Source organism: Gilliamella sp. LMG 34361 (assembly GCF_984569075.1).
Map to the genome: position 1 here is coordinate 1016164 of NZ_OZ474903.1, position 25026 is coordinate 1041189.

The window sequence follows — 25026 nt, forward strand, 5'->3', positions numbered from 1 at the left end:
TCCTATCAAATTTCTTTACGTACACCGGAGTATTTAGCTAGTTCAATGATTTTTTGCGCACGAGCAATAATTGGTGCATCAATCATTTTGCCATTCAAAGAAACAACTCCAAGCCCTTTTCTTTCACCTTCTTCAGCGGCTTCAACGACTTTTTTAGCATTTTCTACTTCACTAGCAGTAGGTGCATAAGCATTATGTAATAGCTCAATTTGTCGTGGATTAATCAATGATTTACCGTTGTATCCTAATTTTTTAATTAGGCTGACTTCTTTTAAAAAGCCTTCATCATCATTAACATTTGAATAAACAACATCAAATGCATCAATACCGGCTACGCGAGCAGCATGTAAAACAGCACAGCGTGCATAAAATAGTTCAGTACCATCCCCGCGTTCTGTTTGCATATCGACTAGATAATCAAATGCCGCAAGAGCGATACCAATTAAACGTGGCGATGATTTGGCAATGGATACGGCATTAACTACTGCTTGAGCTGATTCAATAGCCGCCATTAATTTAGTGCTACCCACTTCTCGACCACACTCTTTTTCAATTCGTTCAACATGCGCTTCAAGTTCATGAATATCTTCAGCACTATTGGTCATTGGTAAGCGAACAACATCAACACCAGCTCGCACAACGGCTTCTAAGTCTTTAAGACCAAATGGTGTATTTAATGCATTAATTCTAACTACAGTTTCGATGCCATGTTCTTTATAAACAGGTAATTTTAATGTTTGCGCGACGAGTAGACGTGCTGAATCTTTTTCTTTGATAGACACGGCATCTTCAAGATCAAACATAATTGAGTCTGGTTTATAGACAAAAGATGTAGATAACATTGCTGCATTTGCACCTGGAAGAAACAGCATACTTCGACGTAATTTTTTCATAGTAATTTACTCCAATCTAATTCAGTTTCTTCTGCACCACGTAACACAGCACATTGTACCCGTGCTTTTATTGCACAATCTAAAGCGCCTTTATCGTCAATAATGATTAAACCATCAGTTACATTCAGATCATTTAAAGTCTGATTGACAACTGCACGTATTTGATCGCCAAATTGCTTATTAACATCACTATTAATAACAATTTCAATCCCCGTATTTGGCATGACTTTAACTAACAAATCGCTCGATTCGAGAGTGCCAGCCATAGCTTCTTTTTGTATTTTCATTTTTTTACCTTTTAAAACGTATTAAATTTTAAATTTATCCAAATTAGCCGAAAGATAATTCCATGTTGTTGGAGGAACCAACGTTTTTACCTGTTCATATTGCCCAGTAGCTAGTAGCTTTCTTACTAATGAAGCCGAAACAACACAATTGCTTGCGGTTATACGTTCAACTTCAACAACCGTAATGGCTGGTAGATTACTTACCGTATTATCTTCAAGCCAATATCGCATTGCTTGGTTATAGGCTTTGGTTACTTCATTAATAGGTTCAGTCCCTACAAATCGGTGAGTGATATTGAGCGCTGGAGCAATATAATTTCGGAAAATCAACAGATCGATACCCATATAAGCTTGATCAATTTTTGTCTTATCTTTTAGGAAATAAGTAGGAAATGTTGCTCTAGAAATAATATAGGGTGAGCTTGCATGCACAGTGACATTGTTTATCTGATTTGTGCCATCTTTAACTAGTTTTAAACGTGTATCAAATGAAAATTGCGAGGCATTTTCATTGACAACAAATACATGTAACCAGTCACATTGACTTGCTGCATATTGTACTAAGTATTGATGACCTTTAGTAAAAGGATTGGCATTCATAACAATGCTGCCAATTTTTTTTCCTTCTTTTTTCTGTGCATTAAGTTGTTTACAATATTGCTTTATTCCGACCGGATTGTTTTCCATTAAAACAACTAAATCGGTTATTTCAACAATAGGGTAAAAACCGCATCCTTTGAAGAAATCTATATTTTCAGGTTTAGTGTATAAAAAAAGGTGAAAATAGCCGTTTTCATTGGCATATTTTATGGTTTGATCCATTAAAGTCAGATTTAGTTGATTACCGCGATATTGAGGATCAATAGCAACACATTTAATAATATTGCGATCCATTCCGGCACAAGCAATAATTTTATCGTGAATTTTCGCTACCATAAAAAGAGTAACTTGTGAGTCTAAATCAAGATCAGATCGAGACAATAATAGCTTAATTTCTTGATAGTCTTGTTCTGATTTAGAAATATTAACGATGATATAATCAACTAAATCATACATAAAATTACCCTCTTTCTGCTACTACATAATTGGTTAAACGACCAATTCCTGTAATTTCGACTTCAATCTTATCGCCATCTTTCATAAATACTGGAGGGTTACGTTTTTTTCCGACGCCACCAGGTGAACCAGTAAGGATGACATCTCCAGGCGATAAACGAGTAAATGTACTAATGTAAGAAATAAGTTCTGGTACAGTGTGCACAAGATTTTTAATACAGTCGTGTTGCATCTCCTGACCATTTAGATAAGTGGTTAAAGATAAAACTGTTGGATCAGGGATTTCATCACTGGTTGTGATGCATGGACCGAATGCACCAGTACTTGGCCAGTTTTTACCTGCTGTGAACCAAGTATATTGCCAGTCACGGATAGACCCATCCATATAACAACTATAGCCGGCGACATAAGATAAGGCTTCTGCTGGTTTTATGTGGAAGGCCTCTTTACCCATTACAATTGCTAATTCGCCTTCATAATCGAGTTCATTGCTGATCGTCGGTTTAATAATATTTGTCTTATGTCCTGTTTGAGAATCTGGAAAACGAACAAATAACGTTGGCGCAGAACTAGTTTCGTTAAATTCCGCGCGTTTTTCCGCATAATTCATACCAACACATAAAATTTTGTTTGGGTTGGCAATGACGGGTAAATAAGTTATTGCTTGTTCATCGATATCACTCGGTGAATCTAAAAAGTTTTTTGCGTTAGCTAATCCGTCTTTATCAGAAAGAAGGGATTTTAGATCTTGATATTGATCGCCTAGTTTTTGGCCTAAATCTACGATGCCATGCGCAGTATATAAACCATAACTTGGTCGACCAGATACAAGATAACTGACTAGCTTCATGAATACTCCTTAAAAGCTGGTTATTGAAACGCTAAATGAAAATTGCGCAAACTTAGTAATAACTAAGACTGCTTTTTAATAAACTAAACTAAGAAATTACCTAGAATTAGTAAGGATACCGATACATTGATCGCCCCACCTATGCGAGTTGCAATTTGAGCAAATGGCATCAATTCCATACGCTCTGCGGCGGTCAGTATTGCGACGTCACCGGTTCCGCCTTGGCCACTTTGGCAACAAGAAATAACAGCGGCATCGATGGGATACATACCTAATTTCTTAGCAACAAAAAATCCAGTTGTGACTAAGCTCACTACTGTACAGACAATGACTATTAGGTTGATTACAGTGAATGCCGAAACGATTTTATCCCATGGTGTGATGGCTACGCCTACCGCAAATAAAATTGGATAAGTTACCGATGTTTGGAAGAACTTGTAAACTACTTGCGAACCACTTAACACTTTTGGTGAAACACCTGATACTAATTTTACCAACACGGCAGCAAATAACATCCCGACAGGAGCTGGAATGCCAGTTACTTTGTGACCAATCATACCAACCATATAAAGAATAGCGGCTAATAAAACACCTGAAGCAAACGTTGTCACATCAATAACTGATTCTGTTTTAGCCGTTTTATTGATAATTTGATCTTCTTCTGATGCAGGTAACAAGCGACCATTACCAGTTAAATGTGGATAAGTTTTACCAAGACGGTTAAGAATTCCTCCACAAATAATACCAGTTAAACCACCTAACATAACGATTGGTAAAACTCGACCGAGTGCTTCGCCTTGTTCCATTCCTAAAATAGAGGCATAGCCGATAGATAATGGTATAGCACCTTCACCAACACCACCAGCCATAATGGGTAATACTAAGAAGAAGAATGTTTCAAATGGTGATAAGCCTAATAAATAACCCACACCAACACCAACTAGCATACCAACAATTTCACCACATACCATTGGTCCAAAGATTTTTAAGAAACCTTGAATAAGCGTTTTCTTATCCATGTTCATAATACTACCAACGATAATACAACAGATATAAAGATATAAAATATGAGTATCTTTATAAAACTTAGTTGTTGCTTGTACCACAGGAGTAGGCAAAATGCCATAATAGACCAATGCTGATGGAATAAAGGTTGCGCAAATAGCTGCGGCCCCCATTTTTCCAACTACCGGTAAACGTTTACCAATTTCACCACATAAAAAACCAAAAAATGCACACGTTACTACCATGACAACTATTTCACTTGGTAATTTACCTGTTACTAATACTTCAGCAAAGATAAGCATACCTGCGATTATAAATAATGGTAAAGGAATTACACCAATTTTAAAATCATCCATAAGTTTCCACCATCCAGATGGCCAAAACTTTTGTCTTTGATTTTCATGTTTCATCTTATCTTGTTCATTAACGTTATGTGTTTTTTCAACTGAATTTAAACCCACCATATTTTTATCTCCAAAATAATTTTGCTTTGTTTTAATGGTGGCTATAGTGACAAAATATTTATATCAATTTTGTGATGTAAATCATGGATTAATTGTGGTTTTTAAGGTTTTAAAGGCTCTAAGTTTTTTTACGCTGTGTTACACTTTCTAGCAGATACAGCAATTATTAACAAAATATAAAAATGCGAAAACGAATCCATTTTTCATTCACGACAAAGTTATTCTTATCTCTTTTGCTCTTTTCATTGGCCGTTTTGCTATTACTGCAAAGCTATATTTGGAATGTGACAGAAAACGCCTTATATCGTAGTTTAGGAGAGAAGGCGCAAATTCAAGCTAAAGAGTTAGCGGTTATTCCTAGCTTGATAAAATATGTTGAGGAAAAAGATACTGATCAGATAGCTAATCTTGTTTCGGATATTTTTAAACAAAGTGATGCAAGTTATATTGTTATTGGTGATGCAAATGCTTATCGACTTTATCATACCGCTAATAATTCTATATATTTACCCATGGTTGGTAATGACAATCATAATGTTTTAAATGGAATTAGTAGTACCACCATCAGTGAAGGATCTTTAGGTCTCGCTCTAAGAGGTAAAGCGCCGATTATAAACCATGGAAAAGTAATCGGTATTGTTTCTGTAGGCTATATGGTTGAAGGTATTTCTTCATCACAAACACAGCAATTTATTCCTTTCATTATTTTTTGTTCATTTTTATTTTTTTCCTTATTTATATTTTCTTTATGCTTTGCTAAAGCTATAAAAAAACAGATGTTTAATTTAGAACCTCAAGAAATTGTACTATTAGTGAAAAGTCAGAAATCAATAATGGAATCAATTTTTGAAGGAATTATTGCGATTGATCTTGATTATAAAATTATAAATATTAATCAATCAGCAAGACGTATGTTAAATATTGATATTGATGATAATAGTCTACTGAATCATGATTTATCTGATTTTATTAAGTCAACAGATTTTATTTATGGTTGTACCAATCAGACTAAAGATGTACATGACCATATTTGCTATTTCAATAATATTATTGTCATTGCGAATCGTATTCGCGTGATTGTTGATGATGAGATTCAAGGGTGGGTGATTACTTTTCGAAATTATGATGATATAAATTTACTAAGTATGCAATTAACTCAAGTGACACAGTATGTGGATAATTTGCGAGCGCTAAGGCACGAACATCTTAATTGGATGGCAACGTTATCTGGTTTAATTTATATGAAACGATATGAAGAAGCCGAATCATTTATTGCATTACATTCTGCAGATAATCAACAAAATCTCGATTTCATTACCAGTCATTTTCAAGTTCCAGCTATTTGCGGCTTATTAATTGGTAAATATTCTAAGACGCACGAAATTGGTTTGAAGTTAGTATTTGATCCCGCTTGTCATTTAGAAGCATTACCAACCAAGATAACAGAAGCAGAATTTATGTCAATATTAGGTAATCTACTGGATAATGCGTTTAATGCTTGTTTAAAAAATAATCAAGGCGATAAATCTATCTATTTATTTTTAAGTGATAGAACCGATGAAATTGTTTTAGAAGTCAGTGATCAGGGCTGTGGTATAGACGATAAAATCCGCAATTCAATTTTCCAACCGGGGGTAACCTCACAACATTCGAACGAACATGGTATAGGTTTACATTTAGTTTCAACTTATGTGAAAAAAGCTAATGGTTATATCACATTTGAAGATAACAAACCTTATGGAACGATTTTTTCTGTTTTTATACCTAAATAGTTAACAGAGGTAAATGAAATATGTATGAAATAAAAGAAGATACAATTAAAGTTCTCATTGTTGAAGATGAGCCTATTTTAGCTGAATTAAATGCCGAATTTATTCAACGGGACACTAAAGTAGAAGTTATTGGTATTGCATCTTCATTGGAAGAAGCCAAAATAATGATTGAAAAGTTAAGACCAACGTTAATTTTACTAGATAATTATTTACCAGATGGTAAAGGTATCGAATTATTTGAACATATTATTAATAATAGCTTAAATTGTTATGTTATTTTTATTACTGCCGCGAGTGATATGGATACCTGTAGTAAAGCGATACGTTTTGGTGCTTTTGATTATTTAATCAAACCGGTATCTTATCAGCGCTTGAAACATTCACTTGAACGTTTTGAACTATTTTTATATCGTCAAAGCCTACAAAAACATGTTAATCAAAGACGAATTGATGAACTTTTTAATTTACAAACTAAAGATTTTGCTGATATTAACCGTCACTCCAAAGGTATTGAAGAAATTACCTTACAAAAAGTGAAAGATCTGTTTATGCATACAAATCAACCACAAACGGTAGATCAAATTGTTGAAAAAGCAAATATTAGTAAAACTACCGCTAGACGTTACTTAGAATATTGTGTGCAAACTAAATTGTTAACGGTTGAGCTTAACCATGGCAAAATAGGCCGTCCTGAAAGGCTCTATAAACGCTTAGGAAAGTAACTGTTTTCACAGATTTGATTATTAATCCTAGATTATATAATTTATGATTATATAAATATGCTTATTCGTTATTTTATCGCGCAAATATATGATGTTAGATTGAATTAATTCAATTGTTGGATAGTTTAAATTGCAGTATTAAATGATAGAAGTAAGCGTATGTCTATAGGAAGAGTCGTAACTACTGAAAATAATTAAATCAGTAAAGATGGTACTTTTACTTTTATCCGTCAAAAAAATCGATCTGACACTCTATTTGTTAATAAAACATGATTAGGGCTTGACGATAAAACATTAACAAAGTGCTGATCACCCTATTGGGTTAATCAATTTAATGGTGAGATTATTTTGATTTTTTTTGATGTATTAGTTCTTTTTTATCGGGTTAATTCGTTTTCTAAACAGTATGGTATTATTAAACTCAATTTTCTAATAAATAAATACACATTTTAAATTCTATTTACCCTTGTCACGGGATTATATTTATTCAAGTTAGACTGTAAATAATTCAATAACATTTGATCATTTTGACTGATTAAATTCATAAACTATATGTTAATTTTTTATTAAGAAACAATTTATGTGCATCTCACTTTTATTTACGTTATCTTGCTTCAAAACGCATGTATATTATTTGTAAAAATAATTGAATTGTTAAAAAAAATAGCTTATTTTACATAATATTGGTTATTGTTACCAATTAACTAAAACTAATAGAAAAATTATAATATAGTGAGAAATATGGATGACTATAATAAAGCAAATGGAAAATGCAGTTAATACATTGGTAGATAGTCATCCCTCTAACCGTTATCATTTAACGATTGACGGCCAACTTATTACCACCACTTTATCCTTTCTATCACTCTCTGGGTGGGATGATTTAAACCAACCATGGCGTTATGAAATCAACTTTACCTGCACCGATAAACAAATCTCTGTTGATGCCATTCTTCGCCAATCTAATAGTCTTACTTTCCAAAAAACTCATATCGCACAACAACTCATCTGCGCAAGAGAAAATCGAAGTAGTCCATTCTGGCTATGAGGAAGCGGAAGTTAAATTTAGATATAAAAATAATTAAAGGATGGTTTTATGTGTTGCTCAAAAACAAATATGGATCAATTTACGAGAGCAAAAATAGATGATAAATCGAGAGCAAAGAAAATTGATAAGCTAGTAACTGACGAAGATAAAATTGAGCATGCTATGGTTCGAGCTCGTACCAATGGTTTAACAGAAGCTGATATGAATGACTTGCATATTAAATATAGTAAACCTAATAGGTACCGAGAAAGCTATGGCTGGTTCCCTTCCGAACTAGTTGCCAATCCAATCAATATTTTTCATGATAAATTAATCGTATCAAATAATGGAATTTTATTATTAATTATATAATTACATTAAGAAAGCTTGTTAGGAGATAATATGAAAAGCTTAATAAAGATATACTTGTTTCCTTTTATGCTATGGATAATAACGGTTGATTATGTTTATGCAGAGGTAAGAATGAATGAACATCAAATAAAAACCATAGAACAGTTAAAAAAACAATCAATTTTACCTAATAAAATTTATTATCAATATGATTTTATGACAGCCTTTGAAAATGAAGATAGCGTCCCAATGGAACATTTATTTTCATCATTATCAGGTTTAGAAACTCACCCAGACATGTATGAATTAGCAATTCAAAGCATTGCAGAAGTAAAATTAAATAAAAATTATCAATATAATGAAGTATTACAACGCAATCGAAATATTATCGAAGTTATCTACCCTACTGATTCATTTCAATCATTAAACGATGGCGTTTATTTTTATACCTTAGATGAAAATAAACAGTTACAAAAAAAAGATTCATTTAACGAGGTCTACAAATTACCCTGTTATTTAAGAGTCGAAAAGAAACACGGCATTGTGGTAAGTATTCAAAAAAGGCCTTTAGCTACCATTTCTCATTATAAGTACGATTATTGGCCGAATAACAGTCTAAAATATCTTAAAATAGAAATGACTGATAATAATGACAATATTATCTATATCTCAGAAACATTTTTTAATGATTATGGAAAAATAGAGAAAAATATTAGGAAAAATACTGTAACCGGGAATTTGGCTATTGAATCAATCCAGCATGATGGGGATGTTTATTCTATTGAAGAGTATTTTAATAATAAAAATACCAAAACTAACCGCGTAATTCACTATGAGAATTCGTTCCGTGTAAAAAATGAGGTATTAAATAAAAGTGGTAACGTAATAAAAATAAATAATATAAATCCACTATTATTCGATTTTGAAAAAGATTTGGAAGAGCCTTACCCTTACAATAAGTTAGTAATGAACGTCGAAAAGAGTAATGCATTACTGACCGATTCAATGTTTGAGCAAGGTATTCGTGATAATCCTAAGTACGACGAAGAAGCGCTTAAAAGAGCCCAGTATTTAGGTATTAAACCGAACCAAGTTTACTATCATAAACTACCTTTCCCGAGTTTTATGGCTGAACGCTATAAGAACTATCCTCATCAAGCACCTTTAACGCTAATTGAAGCCGAAAATCAATCGCCTCAAGAAAAATACAGTGATTTAATAAAAGTTGAAATAGATAATAATTATCAATATAAGAAAATTGATAAAACTAAATGGCAACAAGTAGCTATCTCATTACCTTCAGCCCAACTTAAATCTCTCGAAAATGGTATTCATTTTTTTGTGATTAATAACAAAGGTCAGTTGACACCGTTAAACAGTGTTGAAGAAGCTATAGTTCAACCTACTTATGTTCGTGTGGAAAAAGTCATGGGCAAAATTGTCGCAACATTACAAAAAACACGAGTGCAGTGGTTAACAACCGAGTTTGATTACAAAAAGAATTCCCCTATACGAAGTAAATTAATTGTCATTGAAAGCCATGTTGTCCCGAAATTGGTGATAGAGTCGGAATATGAAAGCGGGCAGTATTTGCCGGTCTCACAAGTCATAAAAAATGCTCAAGGTAATATTATCCGAACGTATAAAACGGTTAAAAAGAAAAATATTATCGCTATTTTAGAAAGGTTCAATGAACAAGGCGTTAAAACTAACCATATTGAGATATCCAAACAAAGGGATATAGAAAATCAATACCTTGATAATAAAGAGCATGTGCGATTTACAACAAGTGATATTCAAGATAAAGAGCATCCGCAACTTTATGATAAGTTACCATTTAATCCGGATGGATTTGAAATGATGCTATTTGAACATTTTAAAAAATAACAGTACACGCTAAATAACATAATATAACAATAAGTGCTGATAGAACTTACTGTTATCGTAATAATAAACTGATTAGTCATAGTTCAATTGAGCAATACATTGAGTGTTTTACCTCTACTTTATTACTCAATTAGTATCATTGACAGAAGAACTGGAAAGTATATGAAGACTTTAGTTAAAATCTGCTTAGTTCCTTTTTTATTGGGGATAGGATCAACTCAATATGTGATCGCAAAGGTAAAAATGAACGAGCAACAAGCACCAATCGTCAAACAATTAAAAAAACAGGGAATTTTACCTAATAAAACTTATTACCAACTTGATTATTTGCCAGCTTTGGATAATCAAGACAGTTTCCCTGAAAAAAGTTTACATTCATCAGTAAATGAATTAGAAACCAATCCAAATATGTACATAATGGCGACTCAAAGCATTGCACAAGTGCAGTTAAATAAAAACTACCAATATAGCCAGGTAACACAACTAGATCGAAATATTGTTGAAGTTATCTATCCTACTGATTCATTTCAATCATTAGACGATGGCGTTTATTTTTATACCTTAGATGAACATAAACAGTTACAAAAGAAAAACTCATTCAACGATGTCTACTTATTACCAAGCTACTTAAGGGTTGAAAAAAAACACGGCATTGTGGTGAGTATTCAAAAAAGACCTTTAACTTCTATTACCCATTATAAATATGATTATTGGTCTAATAACAGCTTAAAATATCTTAAATTAGAAATGTATGATAACAATAAAAAAGTTATTTATAATTCTGAGGTATTCTTTGATGAAAAAGGAAAGATGGTAAAAGCGATCAGAAAAAATATAGAAACAAAACAATCTTCTATTGAAACTATCGTGCATCAAGAAGATATTTACTCAATAGATGAGTTCTTTGATAATGAAGGCATTAAAACTAATAAAGTCAGCCATTATGAAAACTCGTTGCGCGTAAAAAATGAGATATTAAATAAAAACGGTAAAGTAATAAAAACCAATAACGCCGAACCTGAAATATTCGATTTTGACAAGGATTTGGAAGAGCCTTATCCTTACAATAAGTTAGTAATGAACGTCGAAAAAAGTAATGCATTACTGACCGATTCAATATTTGAGCAAGGTATCCGTGATAACCCTAAGTACGATGAAGAAGCGCTTAAAAGAGTTCAGTATTTAGGTATTAAACCAAAACAAGTTTACTATCATAAACTACCTTTCCCGAGTTTTATGGCTGAACGCTATAAGAACTATCCTCATCAAGCACCTTTAACGCTAATTGAAGCCGAAAATCAATCACCTCAAGAAAAATACAGTGATTTAATAAAAGTTGAAATAGATAATAATTATCAATATAAGAAAATTGATAAAACTAAATGGCAACAAGTAGCTATCTCATTACCTTCAGCGCAACTTAAATCTCTTGAAAATGGTATTCACTTTTTTGTGATTAATAACAAAGGTCAGTTAACACCGTTAAAAAGTGTTGAAGAGGCAATAGCTCAACCTACTTATGTTCGAGTGGAAAAAGTCATGGGCAAAATTGTCGCAACATTACAAAAAACCCGTGTGCAATGGTTAACAACCGAGTTTGATTACAAAAAGAATTCCCCTATTCGAAGTAAATTAACTGTCATTGAAAGCCATGTTGTCCCGAAGTTGGTGATAGAGTCGGAATATGAAAGCGGGCAATATTTACCTGTCTCACAAGTCATAAAAAATGCTCAAGGTAATATTATTCGAACATTTAAAACTGTTAAAAAGAAAAATATTATCGCTATTTTAGAAAGATTCAATGAACAAGGCGTTAAAACTAACCATATTGAGATATCCAAACAAAGGGATATAGAAAATCAATACTTTGATAATAAAGAGCATGTGCGATTTACAACAAGTGATATTCAAGATAAAGAGCATCCGCAACTTTATGATGAGTTACCATTTAATCCGGATGGATTTGAAATGATGCTATTTGAACATTTTAAAAAATAACACTACAGATAAAACAATTTATTTGAGTTGAAGACATGATCGGCAGAGTGATTATAAATCGGAAATGGTAAGTTCCTAAATAAAATAAATGGAGATAGAACAAAATTAATCAATAAACTACTTCCCTAAAAACTAAACAATTATTGAAAAATAGGCAAGTAAAATAAAGAACTGTATTGGAGAAAATATGCAGAAATTAGTGAAAACATTCTTACTTCTTTTTTTAGTAGGGATTGGCTCAACTCAATATGTGATTGCAAAGGTAAAAATGAACGAGCAACAAGTACAAATCGTCAATCAATTAAAAAAACAGGGAATTTTACCCCAAAAGGTTTATTTTCAATATGAATTTACACCTGTTCTAAATAATAAATATAGTTTCCCTAAAGAAAATTTATATTCATTAGTATCAGATTTAGAGACTCCCCCACCAGATATGTATAACGTAGCAATTCAGAGCATTGCAGAAGTAAAATTAAATGAAAATTACCAATATAGTGATGTATTACAACGTAGTCGGAATATGATCGAAATTATCTACCCGACTGATTCATTTCAATCATTAGACGATGGTGTTTATTTTTATACCTTAGATGAAAATAAACAGTTACAACCAAAAGAGTCATTTAACGAGGTCTACAAATTACCCTGTTACTTAAGAGTCGAAAAGAAACACGGCATTGTGGTAAGTATTCAGAAAAGACCTCTAGCAGCCATTTCTCATTACAAGTATGATTATTGGTCAAATAACAACCTAAAATATCTGAAAATAGAAATGTTAGATAATAACAATAATATTATTTATGATTCAGAGGTGTTTTTTGATGATAAAGGAGAGATGGTAAAAGCAATCAGGAAGAATATAAAATCTGGGCAGTATTCTATTGAAAATATTATTCATCAGGATGATATTTATTCTATTGAAGAGTATTTTAATAATAAAAATACCAAAACTAACCGTGTAATTCACTATGAGAATTCGTTCCGTGTAAAAAATGAGGTATTAAATAAAAGTGGTAACGTAATAAAAATAAATAATATAAATCCACTATTATTCGATTTTGGCAAAGATTTGGATGAACCTTACCCATATAATAAGCTAGTCTCGATCGGCAGAGTGATTATAAATTGGGAATGGTAAGTTCCTAAATAAAATAAATGGAGATAGAACAAAATTAATCAATAAACTACTTCACTAAAAACTAAACAATAATAGAAAAATAGGCAAGTAAAATAAAGAACAGTATTGGAGAAAATATGCAGAAATTAGTGAAAACATTCTTACTTCTTTTTTTAGCAGGGATTGGATCAACTCAATATGTGATTGCAAAGGTAAAAATGAACGAACAACAAGTACAAATCGTCAATCAATTAAAAAAACAGGGAATTTTACCCCAAAAGGTTTATTTTCAATATGAAGTTATACCTGCTCTAAATAATAAATATAGTTTCCCTAATGAAAATTTATATTCATTAGTATCAGATTTAGAGACTCACCCAGATATGTATAACTTAGCAATTCAGAATATTTCACAAGTAAAATTAAATGAAAATTACCAATATAGTGATGTATTACAACGTAGTCGGAATATTATCGAAATTATCTACCCGACTGATTCATTTCAAGTATTAGACGATGGTGTTTATTTTTATGCCTTAGATGAAAATAAACAGTTACAACCAAAAGAGTCATTTAACGAGGTCTACAAATTACCCTGTTACTTAAGAGTCGAAAAGAAACACGGCATTGTGGTAAGTATTCAGAAAAGACCTCTAGCAGCCATTTCTCATTACAAGTATGATTATTGGCCAAATAATAGCCTAAAATATCTGAAAATAGAAATGCTAGATAATAACAATAATATTATTTATGATTCTGAGATATTTTTTAATGATAACGGAAAAATGGTCAAAGCAATCAGGAAGAATATAAAAACTGGGCAGTATTCTATTGAAAATATTATTCATCAGGATGATATTTATTCTATCGAAGAATATTATAATAATTCAGATATAAAAACTAATCGTGTGACTAATTATGAAAACACTTCTCGCGTAAAAAATGAGGTATTAAATAAAAACGGTAAAGTAATAAAAACCAATAGCGCCGAACCTGAAATATTCGATTTTGACAAAGATTTGGAAGAGCCTTACCCTTACAATAAGTTAGTAATGAACGTCGAAAAGAGTAATGCATTACTGACCGATTCAATGTTTGAGCAAGGTATCCGTGATAACCCTAAGTACGATGAAGAAGCGCTTAAAAGAGTTCAGTATTTAGGTATTAAACCAAAGCAAGTTTACTATCATAAACTACCTTTCCCGAGTTTTATGGCTGGACGGTATAAGAATTTTCCACATCAAGCACCTTTAACGTTAATTGAAGCCGAAAATCAATCACCTCAAGAAAAATACAGTGATTTAATAAAAGTTGAAATAGACAATAATTATCAATATAAGAAAATTGATAAAACCAAATGGCAACAAGCAGCTATCTCATTACCTTCAGCGCAACTTAAATCTCTTGAAAATGGTATTCACTTTTTTGTGATTAATAACAAAGGTCAGTTGACACCATTAAACAGTGTTGAAGAAGCTATAGCGCAACCAACTTATGTTCGTGTGGAAAAAGTCATGGGCAAAATTGTCTCAACATTGCAAAAAACACGTGTGCAATGGTTAACAACCGAGTTTAATTACAAAAAGAATTCCCCTATTCGAAGTAAATTAACTGTCATTGAAAGCCATGTTGTCCCGAAGTTGGTGATAGAGTCGGAATATGAAAGTGGGCAATATTTACCTGTCTCACAAGTCATAAAAAATGCTCAAGGTAATATAATTCGAACGTATAAAACTGTTAAAAAGAAAAATATTATCGCTATATTAGAAAGATTCAATGAACAAGGCGTTAAAACTAATCATATTGAGATATCCAAACAAAAAGATATTGAAAATCAATATTTTGATAATAAAGAGCATCCGCAACTTTATGATGAGTTACCATTTAATCCGGATGGATTTGAAATGATGCTATTTGAACATTTTAAAAAATAACAGTACAGATAAAACAATTTATTTGAGTTGAAGACACGATCGGCAGAGCGATTATAAATCGGAAATGGTAAGTTCCCAAATAAAAGAAATAGAGATAGAACAAAATTAATCAATAAACTACTTCCCTAAAAACTAAACAATTATTGAAAAATAGCTAAGTAAAATAAAGAACTGTATTGGAGAAAATATGCAGAAATTAGTGAAAACATTCTTACTTCTTTTTTTAGTAGGGATTGGATCAACTCAATATGTGATTGCAAAGGTAAAAATGAACGAGCAACAAGCACCAATCGTCAAACAATTAAAAAAACAGGGAATTTTACCTAATAAAACTTATTACCAACTTGATTATTTGCCCGCTTTGGATAATGAAGATCGAATCCCTAATAAAACTTTATATCCATCATTATCTCATTTAGAAACCATCCCAGAGATGTATATAATGGCAATGCAGAGCATTGCACAAGTACAGTTAAATGAAAATTATCAATATAGCAAAGTATTGCGACTTAATCGAAATATTATCGAAGTTATCTACCCGACTGATTCATTTCAATCATTAGACGATGGCGTTTATTTTTATACCTTAGATGAAAATAAACAGTTACAACCAAAAGGGTCATTTAACGAGGTCTACAAATTACCTTGTTATTTAAGAGTCGAAAAAAAACACGGCATTGTGGTCAGTATTCAAAAAAGAGGCTTAGCATCCATCAGCCGTTATATTTATGATTATTGGCATAATACTAATCTGAAATATCTTAAAATAGAAAAATACGATACTAAAAATAATATTATTTATGATTCAGAGGTGTTTTTTGATGATAAAGGAGAGATGGTAAAAGCGATCAGGAAAAATACAAAAACCGGGCTATACTCTATCGAAAATATTATTCATCAAGGAGAGATCTACTCAATTAATGAATTCTTTGATAATGAAGGCAATATAACTAATCGTGTGACTAATTATGAGAACACTTCTCGCGTAAAAAATGAGATATTAAATAAAAACGGTAAAGTAATAAAAACCAATAACGCCGAACCTGAAATATTCGATTTTGACAAAGATTTGGAAGAGCCTTATCCTTACAATAAGTTAGTAATGAACGTCGAAAAGAGTAATGCATTACTAACCGATTCAATGTTTGAGCAAGGTATCAGGGATAACTCTAAGCACGATGAAGAAGCGCTTAAAAGAGCTCAGTATTTAGGTATTAAACCGAACCAAGTTTATTATCATAAACTACCTTTCCCCAATTTTATGGCTGAACGCTATAAGAACTTTCCTCATCAAGCACCTTTAACGCTAATTGAAGCCGAAAATCAATCACCTCAAGAAAAATACAGTGATTTAATAAAAGTTGAAATAGATAATAATTATCAATATAAGAAAATTGATAAAACCAAATGGCAACAAACGGCTATCTCTTTACCTTCAGTGCAACTTAAATCTCTTGAAAATGGTATTCACTTTTTTGTGATTAATGACAAAGGTCAATTAACACCGTTAAACAGTGTTGAAGAGGCAATAGCGCAACCTACTTATGTTCGAGTGGAAAAAGTCATGGGCAAAATTGTCTCAACATTACAAAAAAACCGTGTGCAATGGTTAACAACCGAGTTTGATTACAAAAAGAACTCCCCTATTCGAAGTAAATTAACTGTCATTGAAAGTCATATTGTGCCGAAGTTAGTGATAGAGTCGGAATATGAAAGCGGGCAATATTTACCTGTCTCACAAGTCATAAAAAATGCTCAAGGTAATATTATTCGAACGTATAAAACGATTAAAAAGAAAAACACTATCGCTATTTTAGAAAGATTCAATGAACAAGGTGTTAAAACTAACCATATTGAGATATCCAAACAAAGGGATATAGAAAATCAATACCTTGATAATAAAGAGCATGTGCGGTTTACAACAAGTGATATTCAAGATAAAGAGCATCCGCAACTTTATGATGAGTTACCATTTAATCCGGATGGATTTGAAATAATGCTATTTGAACATTTTAAAAAATAACAGTACAGACTAAATAACATAATATAACAATAAGTTTTGATAGAACTTACTGTTATCGTAATTATAATAAGTATTATTTTTCTAACAAAGGTAAATAAACATCCGTTATCATCTGTTCAGGTTTTACGCTTGTACCAACATTAACATGATGAAAAATTGGGGGAAAATCTCCCAGTTTTTCTCCACTATTTGGTAACCATTTTTCCAGTAAATAAATAATAGCTTGATTATGATATCTCGAACCTATATCTCTGGCTTTTGCACAGCGAAGTTGAGGAATCGTTTTATTTATTACTCCATAAATGTTATTAGCAATAGGTTGGTTAATAGCAATACCAAAATCGACATGATGTTTTTCCGCTGGTGTTATTTTAGGATTGGTATAATGAATGCCGTAGTTTCTATATTTATTATCTAAAAGCTGATTTTCTTGTCGCCATTTTATCAGTTTGTTTACTGATTCATGTTCTAACTCGGGCGCGCCATAATGCTCAATAACGGCTAACTGTGTCATCGGGAAGAGTACAATTTCGACATCCATATAAACCTCATAATTTATCAATGGTAATCATCTTGTTGAATCTTAACACTTATTGCGTGTATAAAAAATCCAATTTTACTTGACAATATATCCGCTGAAAATAATAATGGCGCCGTTTTTTAAGTCTAATATTTAATTTTTTGTGAGGTGGCAAATTGCCTGTATTCAATACTTTATCTTAATGCCGACATGGTATCTTCTATTATATTGTCTTTCAGCTTTTTCTAAAGCACTTACGTTGCAGTTCAATCTATAGATCTTCAGATCTTCGCCTTGTCGGTTTTCCCTAATTTTTCGGAGAAAACAAAATGACAATGGAAACTTATATTCAAAAATTAGAATTAATTAAATACCCACGAACTCCACATTTGCAAAGTTCACGCTTACAATTGGGTGATAGTGAGCATGGCCAGCTACCCTATAACCAATTAATAGGGCAATATATTGTGGTTGAAGAAAAACTCGATGGCGCTAATTGTGCAATTAGTTTTTCGCAAAGTGGTGAGCTATTATTACAATCACGCGGTCATTACTTAATAGGGGACAGTCAAGAACGTCAGTTTAATCTATTTAAACACTGGGCAACCGTTCATGAAAACTGGTTAATTGAACGTTTAGAAGATCGCTATATTATGTATGGTGAATGGTTACATAAAAAACATTCTATTTTTTATGATGCATTACCACACTATTTTTGTAAATTTGATATTTGGGATAGACATAATAACTGTTTTTTATCAACCCAAAAGCGTCATCAATTATTGCTAATGGTCCTATTTTATCTGTTCCCGTATTGTATTCGGGAATCGCACCGCAAAGATTGGGTGACTTATTAGCGTTAGTTATATATGCTTTAGTTAAAACAGATGAATGGAAAAGTTATTTTGAAAAAAATTATACAAGAAAAATTTGATTTAATTAAAGCTTGGCAATAGTGTGATAACACTTATGCGATAGAAAGTGTATATTTAAAGATTGAATCAGAATATACCATAATGGGATGTTTAAAATGGCTAAGACAAGATTTTGTACAATCTATTTTAGATGCAGGGCAATACCCTTTACAACAATGGTTTATTCTTAATCAATAAGTTAAAAAAACGAGATTAAACGCCACAAATAACAATAAATTGGAATAATATTTGGATGTGATTTATGAGTTATTCGCAATTACAACAAGAGATCGCCTACAGTATCAGCAAAGATAACTTTGATCAGTGGTTGGAATGTATCCCTTCGTTGAATAAACTGATGACGACACCACAAGACTCTACTTATCATGGCGAAGGAAACGTCTGGATTCATACTCAAATGGTATTAAGATCCTTGATAGCTCAAGATCAGTTTGCAAAATCTTCCGATGATCAAAAGTTTGTGCTATTTATGGCCGCCTTATTACATGATATCGCCAAACCAGAAACCACCATTATTGATGAAAACAGTGGTCGAATTTCACAACCAAGACATTCCCTAAAAGGATCGATTAGTAGTCGAATACTATTATGGCGATTGGGCATTGATTTTGAGTTAAGAGAGAAAATTTGTCGGATTATTGGATCACATCAAGTGCCATTTTATGCTTTGAATGATGATAGCAATAACAAATCACCGCAATGGTTAATTCATCGGCTATCATGGGAACTTCCTGTCTGGATGTTATGTATGCATGCAAAGGCTAATATCCAAGGTCGTATTTGTGATGATAAGCATCGACTACTTGATGAGGTTGAACTTTTCAAGCAATTAGCTTTGGAAGAAGGGTGTTTATATCAAGCGCGGCAATTTATAGATGATTACATCCGAGTACACTATTTTCGAAATAGTAAAATGTTGCCTGATTATGTATTTTATCGCCAATCAGGACCTAAGGTTATTTTAATGTCAGGTTTGCCTGCCTCAGGTAAAAATAGTTGGGTAACTAAATATTATCCGCAATTACCAGTTGCCTCATATGATGATGCAAGGAGTGAACTGAAATTAAAGCATGGTCAAAATGAAGGATTAGTGATCCAATTTGTATTAGCTAAAGTAAAACAATATTTAAGAGACAATCAACCATTTATTTGGAATGCTACTCATTTATCGCGAGATATACGCCAAAAAGCATTGGATTTACTTTATGCATATCATGCAGAAGTTGAAATTGTTTATCTTGAGCAGCCAGAAAAAACATTGTATCAACGCAATTCAAACCGAGATACTAGCTTACCAAATAAGAAAATTACCCAAATGCTTTCTAAATGGCAAGTGCCATTACCGACTGAGGTGCATAAAGTGACATATTTAGTAAATTTATGATATTTAATATGAGTTATGATGGGCTTTTTTAAAGCCCATCTTTATATTGTATTAACTATTCTTTTATCCCATTGTCTTTGATGACTTGTTGATACCAATAAAAACTATCTTTTTTAATTCGATTAAGGGTTTTTAGGTCATGATCATCTCGATCAACATAGACAAAGCCATAACGTTTTTTAAAACCTTGATGTGAGCTTAATAAATCAATTACTGACCATGGACAGTATCCGAATAGTTCAACACCATCTTCAATCGCATTATGACAAGCTAAAATATGTGATTTGATATAATCAATTCGATAATCATCATGTACTTTATTGTCATCGGTTAAGATATCAGGAGTGCCTAAGCCATTTTCAGTAATAATTAACGGTAAACGATATTGGCGATAATATTCATTTAGTACAAGGCGTAATCCCATAGGATCAATTTGAGCACCATAAGTTGAGGTGACCAAGTTTGGATTCTTCTCGATCCTGAAATAACCATAAAGATCAAAATCGATATATTTTTCTTTGCTACCAAATGGATGGTTTTCATCTTCGGGTAGGTAACTAGCCACTAAAGTCCGATAGTAATTTACAGCAATAAAATCCGGCTTTGCTTGTTTTAAAATTTGTGCATCTTCTACCTGAGTAATAGGGTAAATATCGCAGCGATTTAAGTAATTTTTATAATAGCCTGGATAATCACCAAAACAGTACATTTCAAGTGCGTAATTGGTTTTGAAATTATCATTCATTTTGGCGGCCCAAACATCCATCGGTTTGTTACTTGCAGGGTAGGTCATGGTTGATGATACCGCTGGTCCTACTTTACTGTTAGAAATTAATTCATGGCAATCATTGGTCGCCATCGCATGAGCAACAAACATATGATAATCCATTTGCGCCCTTACTTTTTCAACATCATGCGGAGCAACTTTATACATGTTCATTCTTTCGTTGACACGGATCATCAGATTTTGTTCATTATTAATTTGCCAATGTTTCACTCGATCGCCAAATGCCTTATAACAGATTTGCGCATAACGTCTAAATGCATCAACACAACGACGATCTTGCCAGCCATTATATTTATCAACTAAGGCGAATGGTAAGTCAAAATGATAAAGAGTGATAAATGGAATGATATCGTTCTTGATTAATTCATTGATGACTTTGTTGTAGAAATTAATTCCCGCTTGATTTATTTCACCATCTCCATCGGGAATAATACGCGCCCATGATATTGAAAAACGATAAGTTTTCAGTCCTAACTCTTTAAATAAAGCAATATCGCTTTCGACATGATGATAGAAATCACTAGCGACTTTACTATCTGCTTGTATAGCAGAACGTTGAAATGAATTATAATCGGCAACGGTCATTCCTTTGCCATCTGTATCCCATCCACCTTCAATTTGAAATGCTGAAGATGATGCACCCCACCAAAAATCCTTAGCGAAAGCTTTCATAACTAAACCTCTAAACTTGAATAAATAATAAATCGTCTTTTTCACTAACCTGAGCTTGTTGACAATATTCTATATGTTTATATTGATCGGAATTAACCACAATAATCGAAGTGGTTAAATCAAATTGTTGTTTTATTTTATCAATATCAAATGAAATTAATTTGGTTCCTTTAGTAATATGTTGACCAGCGTGAACATAAGACTGGAAGTATTTACCTTGTAAATTAACCGTATCAATACCAATGTGAATTAGTAATTCAATACCATTATCTAATTTTAGCCCCATTGCATGTAAAGTTGGGTAGAGTGCTGTAACGGTACAATCTTCAGGGGCAATAATTTCACCAACTTTAGGATAAACTGCGATTCCTTTTCCCATGGCACCTGAGGAAAATGCTTCATCTTTGACTTGATTTAGAGGAATCACATCACCTTCAACTGGTGATAGAATGGTTGTATCGTTTGTTAGTGGTTTACTAGATGATGTTTGAATTATCTTTGTCTCTTCTTCATTTGGTATATCGCTAAATCCAACAATCATCGTCATAATGCATGACCCAAAAAATGCGAAACCTATACCAATTAAGTAACATAAGAACGCTTTTGTTCCGGCTTCAGCATAAACCGGTATTGTTAATACGCCTTGGTTAGCAAAGGCTGTACCATAAGATCCACCCCAGCCCATTAATCCACCGGCAAGCGCACCACATATAACTGCACAAACCATTGGTTTTTTTAATCTCAAGTTAGCGCCATAAATTGCAGGTTCGGTAATACCGAACAAAGCTGTAATTGTAGCGGATGCGGCAACTGTTTTTAAATTTTTATTTTTTGTTTTGAAAAATACACCTAATGCTGCCCCCGCTTGAGAAAAGTTTGCTGCCCCAGCAAACGCAAGTAAGCTTTGACGGCCAGTTTGAGCTACGTCATTAATGCCGATTGGTACAATAGCACGGTGTGCACCAAAGATGACTAAAATACACCATACACCCCCAATAAATGCACCTAATAAGATAGGGCTAACTCCCATAATGTAGTAATAGATCCAATTTATAAATTCACCGATATAGATACCAATTGGGCCGAAAATAAGTAGTGTAGCAGGGATCATGATGAGTAATGAAAAGGTTGGCACCATGATAATTTTTAATACTTCAGGGATGATATAATCTAAGAACTTTTGCACATAACTTAAAATAAACACCGCCAATATAATTGGAATAACGCTAGATGTGTAACTTGCTTTAGTCAGTTCAATGGTAAACAGAGTGACTTCGGTTTTACTTGCCATTAAATTGACGATTGATGGATAACATAATGTTGCACCGACGATCATTGAGATAAATTCATGAGCTTTAAATACTCTAGCCGCAGTGTAACCTAATATAATTGGCATAAAATAGAAAACCGCATCCGATGCGGCATGTAAAATCGTATAGGTGTTATAGGTTTTGATATCAGTTTGATAGTAATAATTACCTATCATAACAGCTATAGCTAAAATTCCCTTTAACATACCGGAAGCAGCAATAGCAGGGATTATCGGTGTAAAAATAGCCGCAAAGGCATTCAATATTTTTACTCCAAAAGATACTTTAGGTTCTGTTTGCTTATTTTGTGATAATTCACCGATTAAAGGGAGTAATTGATCATAAATTTTGTCGACTTTGTTACCTAGTACGACTTGGTATTGCCCGCTGCTTTCAACGACCGAAATCACGCCTTCTGTCTGTAATAATTTTTCGCGATTAGCCAGTTTATTGTCATTTAATTCGAATCGTAAGCGAGTAAAGCAGTGTGTTAAGCTGATAATATTCTCTTTACCGCCCACCAATTCAAGTATTTGCTGTGCAATTTTTTGATAGTCCATTATTTTCTCCATTACTTAAAGAATGGTTATACACTGATAAAAAAGACTAAATACACTAAAAATTATCGTTATAATATCATTTATAAAGTTGAGTTTAGTATGTCTTTAGTGAGATTAATTTTTATCACGTTATTAACTCATTTCAAGCTAGCATAGTTTAAAAAATTAGACAAGTTTGCCTTAAATATTGCTAAATAATTTATTTAGATATATTTTTAGAACCAATAATTGTACGTATTAAATTGTGAATAAATGAAATCAGCCAAAAAGAAGTCATACTTACTATTGTGTATCGTGTTTTTTTTCTGGTATGCACAATATATCTATATTCCTTATCAAACACCTTATCTTGCGGCGATAAATCTATCGACAAATTTAATTGGAATGGTGGTTAGTGCTTATGGTTTTTCACAATTATTTTTAAGATTGCCAGTTGGAATATTGGCCAATGTAAAAGAAAAACACAAAATTTTCATTATATTAGGTGCTTTTTTGGCTGGAATTGCCTCTGTGATTAGGGTTATTGAACCAAATGGCACCGGCTTTTTTATCGGTAATATAATTTCTGGTTTCGCAAGTGCAATGTGGATATCTTTTATGGTGCTTTTTTTAGGTTTTTATCCTAAATCTAAAAAAGGGTATGCAACCAGTTTAATCATAATGGTGAATAACCTTGGTGTGTTTTTAGCTTTTCTAACTAGTACATTGTTATATGATTACATTCATATGGTAGGGATTTGTTTACTCAGCTGTTTAAGTGGATTATTGGCTTTTATCTTAGCAATAAAACTCAAATATCCTGAAAAGATCCATCATGATTTTAATTATCATCTTTTATTTAGTGCATTATGTAATCGAAAATTATTATTTTTTTCATTTCTTGCTTTAATCCAGCAAGGAATTCAAATGTCTACCACAATGTCTTTTACCAATCAGATACTAAGTGATTTAGGGGGTAACGCCTTTTTAATTGGCATTTCCTCAATTGTCTATATGTTATCATCAGTTTTATTTGCTAGATTAGGTGCGACTAAGTGGATTGATTTATTAAGCACTTCAAGCTGGGTTATTTCATCTTTTTTATTATTGGCACTTTATTGTATTTTCATACCTCAAGTATCGCACGTTTACGCTATTTTGCTCTTACAAATTATTCCTGGTATAGGGACAGGTATTCTATTTTCATTTTTAAATTTTGAAGCAATGATAGATGTGCCATCGTACGCTCGTTCAGCTGCTATGGGATTGTTTCAAGCTATTTATGCATTAGGTATGACTCTTTTCCCTATTATTGTTGGCGTGATCAGTTTGAAATGGTCGATGACTATGGCTTATTTTAGCTTAGCCGGCATAGCCATCATTGCTGCAATTTTATCAATAATCTATTGGATAAAATTTAAAAGCGACATTGGCTAAAATTTTTATAAAAAAATAGGCTAATTAGATAGATAAATTTTTTTAGTATTTGA

General features: G+C 32.5%; 20 protein-coding genes. 12 read left to right on the forward strand and 8 right to left on the reverse strand.

Annotation, left to right across the window (positions count from 1 at the left end; all coding sequences use genetic code 11):
- Positions 1–5 precede the first annotated feature (5 nt).
- The 5 genes from citE to AC5LXI_RS04780 form a co-directional block, all read right to left on the reverse strand.
- Entirely contained in the window at positions 6–893 is an 888-nt protein-coding gene (citE, locus tag AC5LXI_RS04760) for a citrate (pro-3S)-lyase subunit beta (protein WP_065577565.1), read from the reverse strand.
- Complete coding sequence (citD, locus tag AC5LXI_RS04765; protein WP_493443747.1) at positions 890–1180, reverse strand: citrate lyase acyl carrier protein; 291 nt, start codon at positions 1178–1180, stop codon at positions 890–892. The genes citE and citD overlap by 4 nt, the downstream gene beginning before the upstream one ends.
- Before the next feature lie 21 nt (positions 1181–1201).
- Positions 1202–2236 (reverse strand): [citrate (pro-3S)-lyase] ligase, encoded by a 1035-nt coding sequence (citC, locus tag AC5LXI_RS04770; RefSeq protein ID WP_493443748.1) that lies wholly within the window; start codon positions 2234–2236, stop codon positions 1202–1204.
- A 4-nt stretch (positions 2237–2240) separates the two neighbouring features.
- The gene (locus AC5LXI_RS04775; protein WP_493443749.1) at positions 2241–3086 is read right to left on the reverse strand and encodes a fumarylacetoacetate hydrolase family protein; all 846 of its coding nucleotides are present in this window, start codon (positions 3084–3086) and stop codon (positions 2241–2243) included.
- A gap of 83 nt (positions 3087–3169) precedes the next feature.
- On the reverse strand, positions 3170–4501 hold the full coding sequence (locus tag AC5LXI_RS04780) for a 2-hydroxycarboxylate transporter family protein (protein ID WP_493444256.1): 1332 nt from the start codon (positions 4499–4501) through the stop codon (positions 3170–3172).
- 236 nt (positions 4502–4737) lie between these two features.
- Between AC5LXI_RS04780 and AC5LXI_RS04785 the strand changes: the two genes are divergently transcribed.
- The 9 genes from AC5LXI_RS04785 to AC5LXI_RS04825 all read left to right on the forward strand — a co-directional run bounded on the left by AC5LXI_RS04785 (position 4738) and on the right by AC5LXI_RS04825 (position 17389).
- Positions 4738–6327, forward strand: a complete 1590-nt coding sequence (locus tag AC5LXI_RS04785; protein WP_493443750.1) for an ATP-binding protein — start codon at positions 4738–4740, stop codon at positions 6325–6327.
- Positions 6328–6356: 29 nt separating this feature from the next.
- Complete coding sequence (locus AC5LXI_RS04790; protein ID WP_493444257.1) at positions 6357–7049, forward strand: response regulator; 693 nt, start codon at positions 6357–6359, stop codon at positions 7047–7049.
- Positions 7050–7794: 745 nt separating this feature from the next.
- Positions 7795–8097 carry a hypothetical protein gene (locus AC5LXI_RS04795; protein WP_493443751.1) on the forward strand — a complete coding sequence of 101 codons (303 nt, stop codon included), beginning with the start codon at positions 7795–7797 and terminating at the stop codon, positions 8095–8097.
- Between the two features lie 48 nt (positions 8098–8145).
- Complete coding sequence (locus AC5LXI_RS04800) at positions 8146–8448, forward strand: hypothetical protein (RefSeq protein WP_493443752.1); 303 nt, start codon at positions 8146–8148, stop codon at positions 8446–8448.
- 30 nt (positions 8449–8478) lie between these two features.
- Positions 8479–10314: a hypothetical protein gene (locus tag AC5LXI_RS04805; protein ID WP_493443753.1), complete on the forward strand. Its 1836-nt coding sequence runs from the start codon at positions 8479–8481 to the stop codon at positions 10312–10314.
- Between the two features lie 162 nt (positions 10315–10476).
- Positions 10477–12312, forward strand: a complete 1836-nt coding sequence (locus AC5LXI_RS04810) for a hypothetical protein (protein ID WP_493443754.1) — start codon at positions 10477–10479, stop codon at positions 12310–12312.
- 187 nt (positions 12313–12499) lie between these two features.
- The gene (locus AC5LXI_RS04815) at positions 12500–13453 is read left to right on the forward strand and encodes a hypothetical protein (protein WP_493443755.1); all 954 of its coding nucleotides are present in this window, start codon (positions 12500–12502) and stop codon (positions 13451–13453) included.
- Between the two features lie 116 nt (positions 13454–13569).
- Positions 13570–15366 (forward strand): hypothetical protein, encoded by a 1797-nt coding sequence (locus AC5LXI_RS04820; RefSeq protein ID WP_493443756.1) that lies wholly within the window; start codon positions 13570–13572, stop codon positions 15364–15366.
- 187 nt (positions 15367–15553) lie between these two features.
- Entirely contained in the window at positions 15554–17389 is a 1836-nt protein-coding gene (locus AC5LXI_RS04825) for a hypothetical protein (RefSeq protein WP_493443757.1), read from the forward strand.
- Between the two features lie 73 nt (positions 17390–17462).
- Here the strand turns inward: AC5LXI_RS04825 and AC5LXI_RS04830 are convergent, their stop codons facing one another.
- Entirely contained in the window at positions 17463–17930 is a 468-nt protein-coding gene (locus AC5LXI_RS04830) for an AraC family transcriptional regulator (protein WP_493443758.1), read from the reverse strand.
- A gap of 308 nt (positions 17931–18238) precedes the next feature.
- Here AC5LXI_RS04830 and AC5LXI_RS04835 point away from each other — a divergent pair, with 308 nt between their 5' ends.
- Together AC5LXI_RS04835 and AC5LXI_RS04840 are read left to right on the forward strand one after the other, a co-directional pair.
- On the forward strand, positions 18239–18766 hold the full coding sequence (locus AC5LXI_RS04835; RefSeq protein ID WP_493443759.1) for an RNA ligase family protein: 528 nt from the start codon (positions 18239–18241) through the stop codon (positions 18764–18766).
- 319 nt (positions 18767–19085) lie between these two features.
- Positions 19086–20228 (forward strand): AAA family ATPase, encoded by a 1143-nt coding sequence (locus AC5LXI_RS04840; protein WP_493443760.1) that lies wholly within the window; start codon positions 19086–19088, stop codon positions 20226–20228.
- Between the two features lie 55 nt (positions 20229–20283).
- On the opposite strand, the gene AC5LXI_RS04845 is transcribed toward AC5LXI_RS04840, so the two are convergent.
- Both AC5LXI_RS04845 and AC5LXI_RS04850 read right to left on the reverse strand, forming a co-directional pair.
- Positions 20284–21687, reverse strand: coding sequence for a glycoside hydrolase family 1 protein (locus AC5LXI_RS04845; RefSeq protein WP_493443761.1), 1404 nt, complete (start codon positions 21685–21687; stop codon positions 20284–20286).
- A gap of 10 nt (positions 21688–21697) precedes the next feature.
- Entirely contained in the window at positions 21698–23557 is a 1860-nt protein-coding gene (locus AC5LXI_RS04850; RefSeq protein WP_493443762.1) for a beta-glucoside-specific PTS transporter subunit IIABC, read from the reverse strand.
- A 252-nt stretch (positions 23558–23809) separates the two neighbouring features.
- On the opposite strand from AC5LXI_RS04850, the gene AC5LXI_RS04855 reads away from it, so the two are divergent.
- Positions 23810–24973, forward strand: a complete 1164-nt coding sequence (locus AC5LXI_RS04855) for an MFS transporter (RefSeq protein WP_493443763.1) — start codon at positions 23810–23812, stop codon at positions 24971–24973.
- Positions 24974–25026 lie beyond the last annotated feature (53 nt).

Coding starts and splice junctions, on each gene's coding strand:
- AC5LXI_RS04845 (WP_493443761.1), bottom strand. CDS start 21,687: ATGAAAGCTTTCGCTAAGGATTTTTGGTGGGGTGCATCATCTTCAGCA.
- AC5LXI_RS04775 (WP_493443749.1), bottom strand. CDS start 3,086: ATGAAGCTAGTCAGTTATCTTGTATCTGGTCGACCAAGTTATGGTTTA.
- citC (WP_493443748.1), bottom strand. CDS start 2,236: ATGTATGATTTAGTTGATTATATCATCGTTAATATTTCTAAATCAGAA.
- AC5LXI_RS04780 (WP_493444256.1), bottom strand. CDS start 4,501: ATGAAACATGAAAATCAAAGACAAAAGTTTTGGCCATCTGGATGGTGG.
- citE (WP_065577565.1), bottom strand. CDS start 893: ATGAAAAAATTACGTCGAAGTATGCTGTTTCTTCCAGGTGCAAATGCA.
- AC5LXI_RS04810 (WP_493443754.1), top strand. CDS start 10,477: ATGAAGACTTTAGTTAAAATCTGCTTAGTTCCTTTTTTATTGGGGATA.
- AC5LXI_RS04830 (WP_493443758.1), bottom strand. CDS start 17,930: ATGGATGTCGAAATTGTACTCTTCCCGATGACACAGTTAGCCGTTATT.
- AC5LXI_RS04825 (WP_493443757.1), top strand. CDS start 15,554: ATGCAGAAATTAGTGAAAACATTCTTACTTCTTTTTTTAGTAGGGATT.
- AC5LXI_RS04815 (WP_493443755.1), top strand. CDS start 12,500: ATGCAGAAATTAGTGAAAACATTCTTACTTCTTTTTTTAGTAGGGATT.
- AC5LXI_RS04795 (WP_493443751.1), top strand. CDS start 7,795: ATGACTATAATAAAGCAAATGGAAAATGCAGTTAATACATTGGTAGAT.
- citD (WP_493443747.1), bottom strand. CDS start 1,180: ATGAAAATACAAAAAGAAGCTATGGCTGGCACTCTCGAATCGAGCGAT.
- AC5LXI_RS04800 (WP_493443752.1), top strand. CDS start 8,146: ATGTGTTGCTCAAAAACAAATATGGATCAATTTACGAGAGCAAAAATA.
- AC5LXI_RS04820 (WP_493443756.1), top strand. CDS start 13,570: ATGCAGAAATTAGTGAAAACATTCTTACTTCTTTTTTTAGCAGGGATT.
- AC5LXI_RS04805 (WP_493443753.1), top strand. CDS start 8,479: ATGAAAAGCTTAATAAAGATATACTTGTTTCCTTTTATGCTATGGATA.
- AC5LXI_RS04840 (WP_493443760.1), top strand. CDS start 19,086: ATGAGTTATTCGCAATTACAACAAGAGATCGCCTACAGTATCAGCAAA.
- AC5LXI_RS04835 (WP_493443759.1), top strand. CDS start 18,239: ATGACAATGGAAACTTATATTCAAAAATTAGAATTAATTAAATACCCA.
- AC5LXI_RS04850 (WP_493443762.1), bottom strand. CDS start 23,557: ATGGACTATCAAAAAATTGCACAGCAAATACTTGAATTGGTGGGCGGT.
- AC5LXI_RS04855 (WP_493443763.1), top strand. CDS start 23,810: ATGAAATCAGCCAAAAAGAAGTCATACTTACTATTGTGTATCGTGTTT.
- AC5LXI_RS04785 (WP_493443750.1), top strand. CDS start 4,738: ATGCGAAAACGAATCCATTTTTCATTCACGACAAAGTTATTCTTATCT.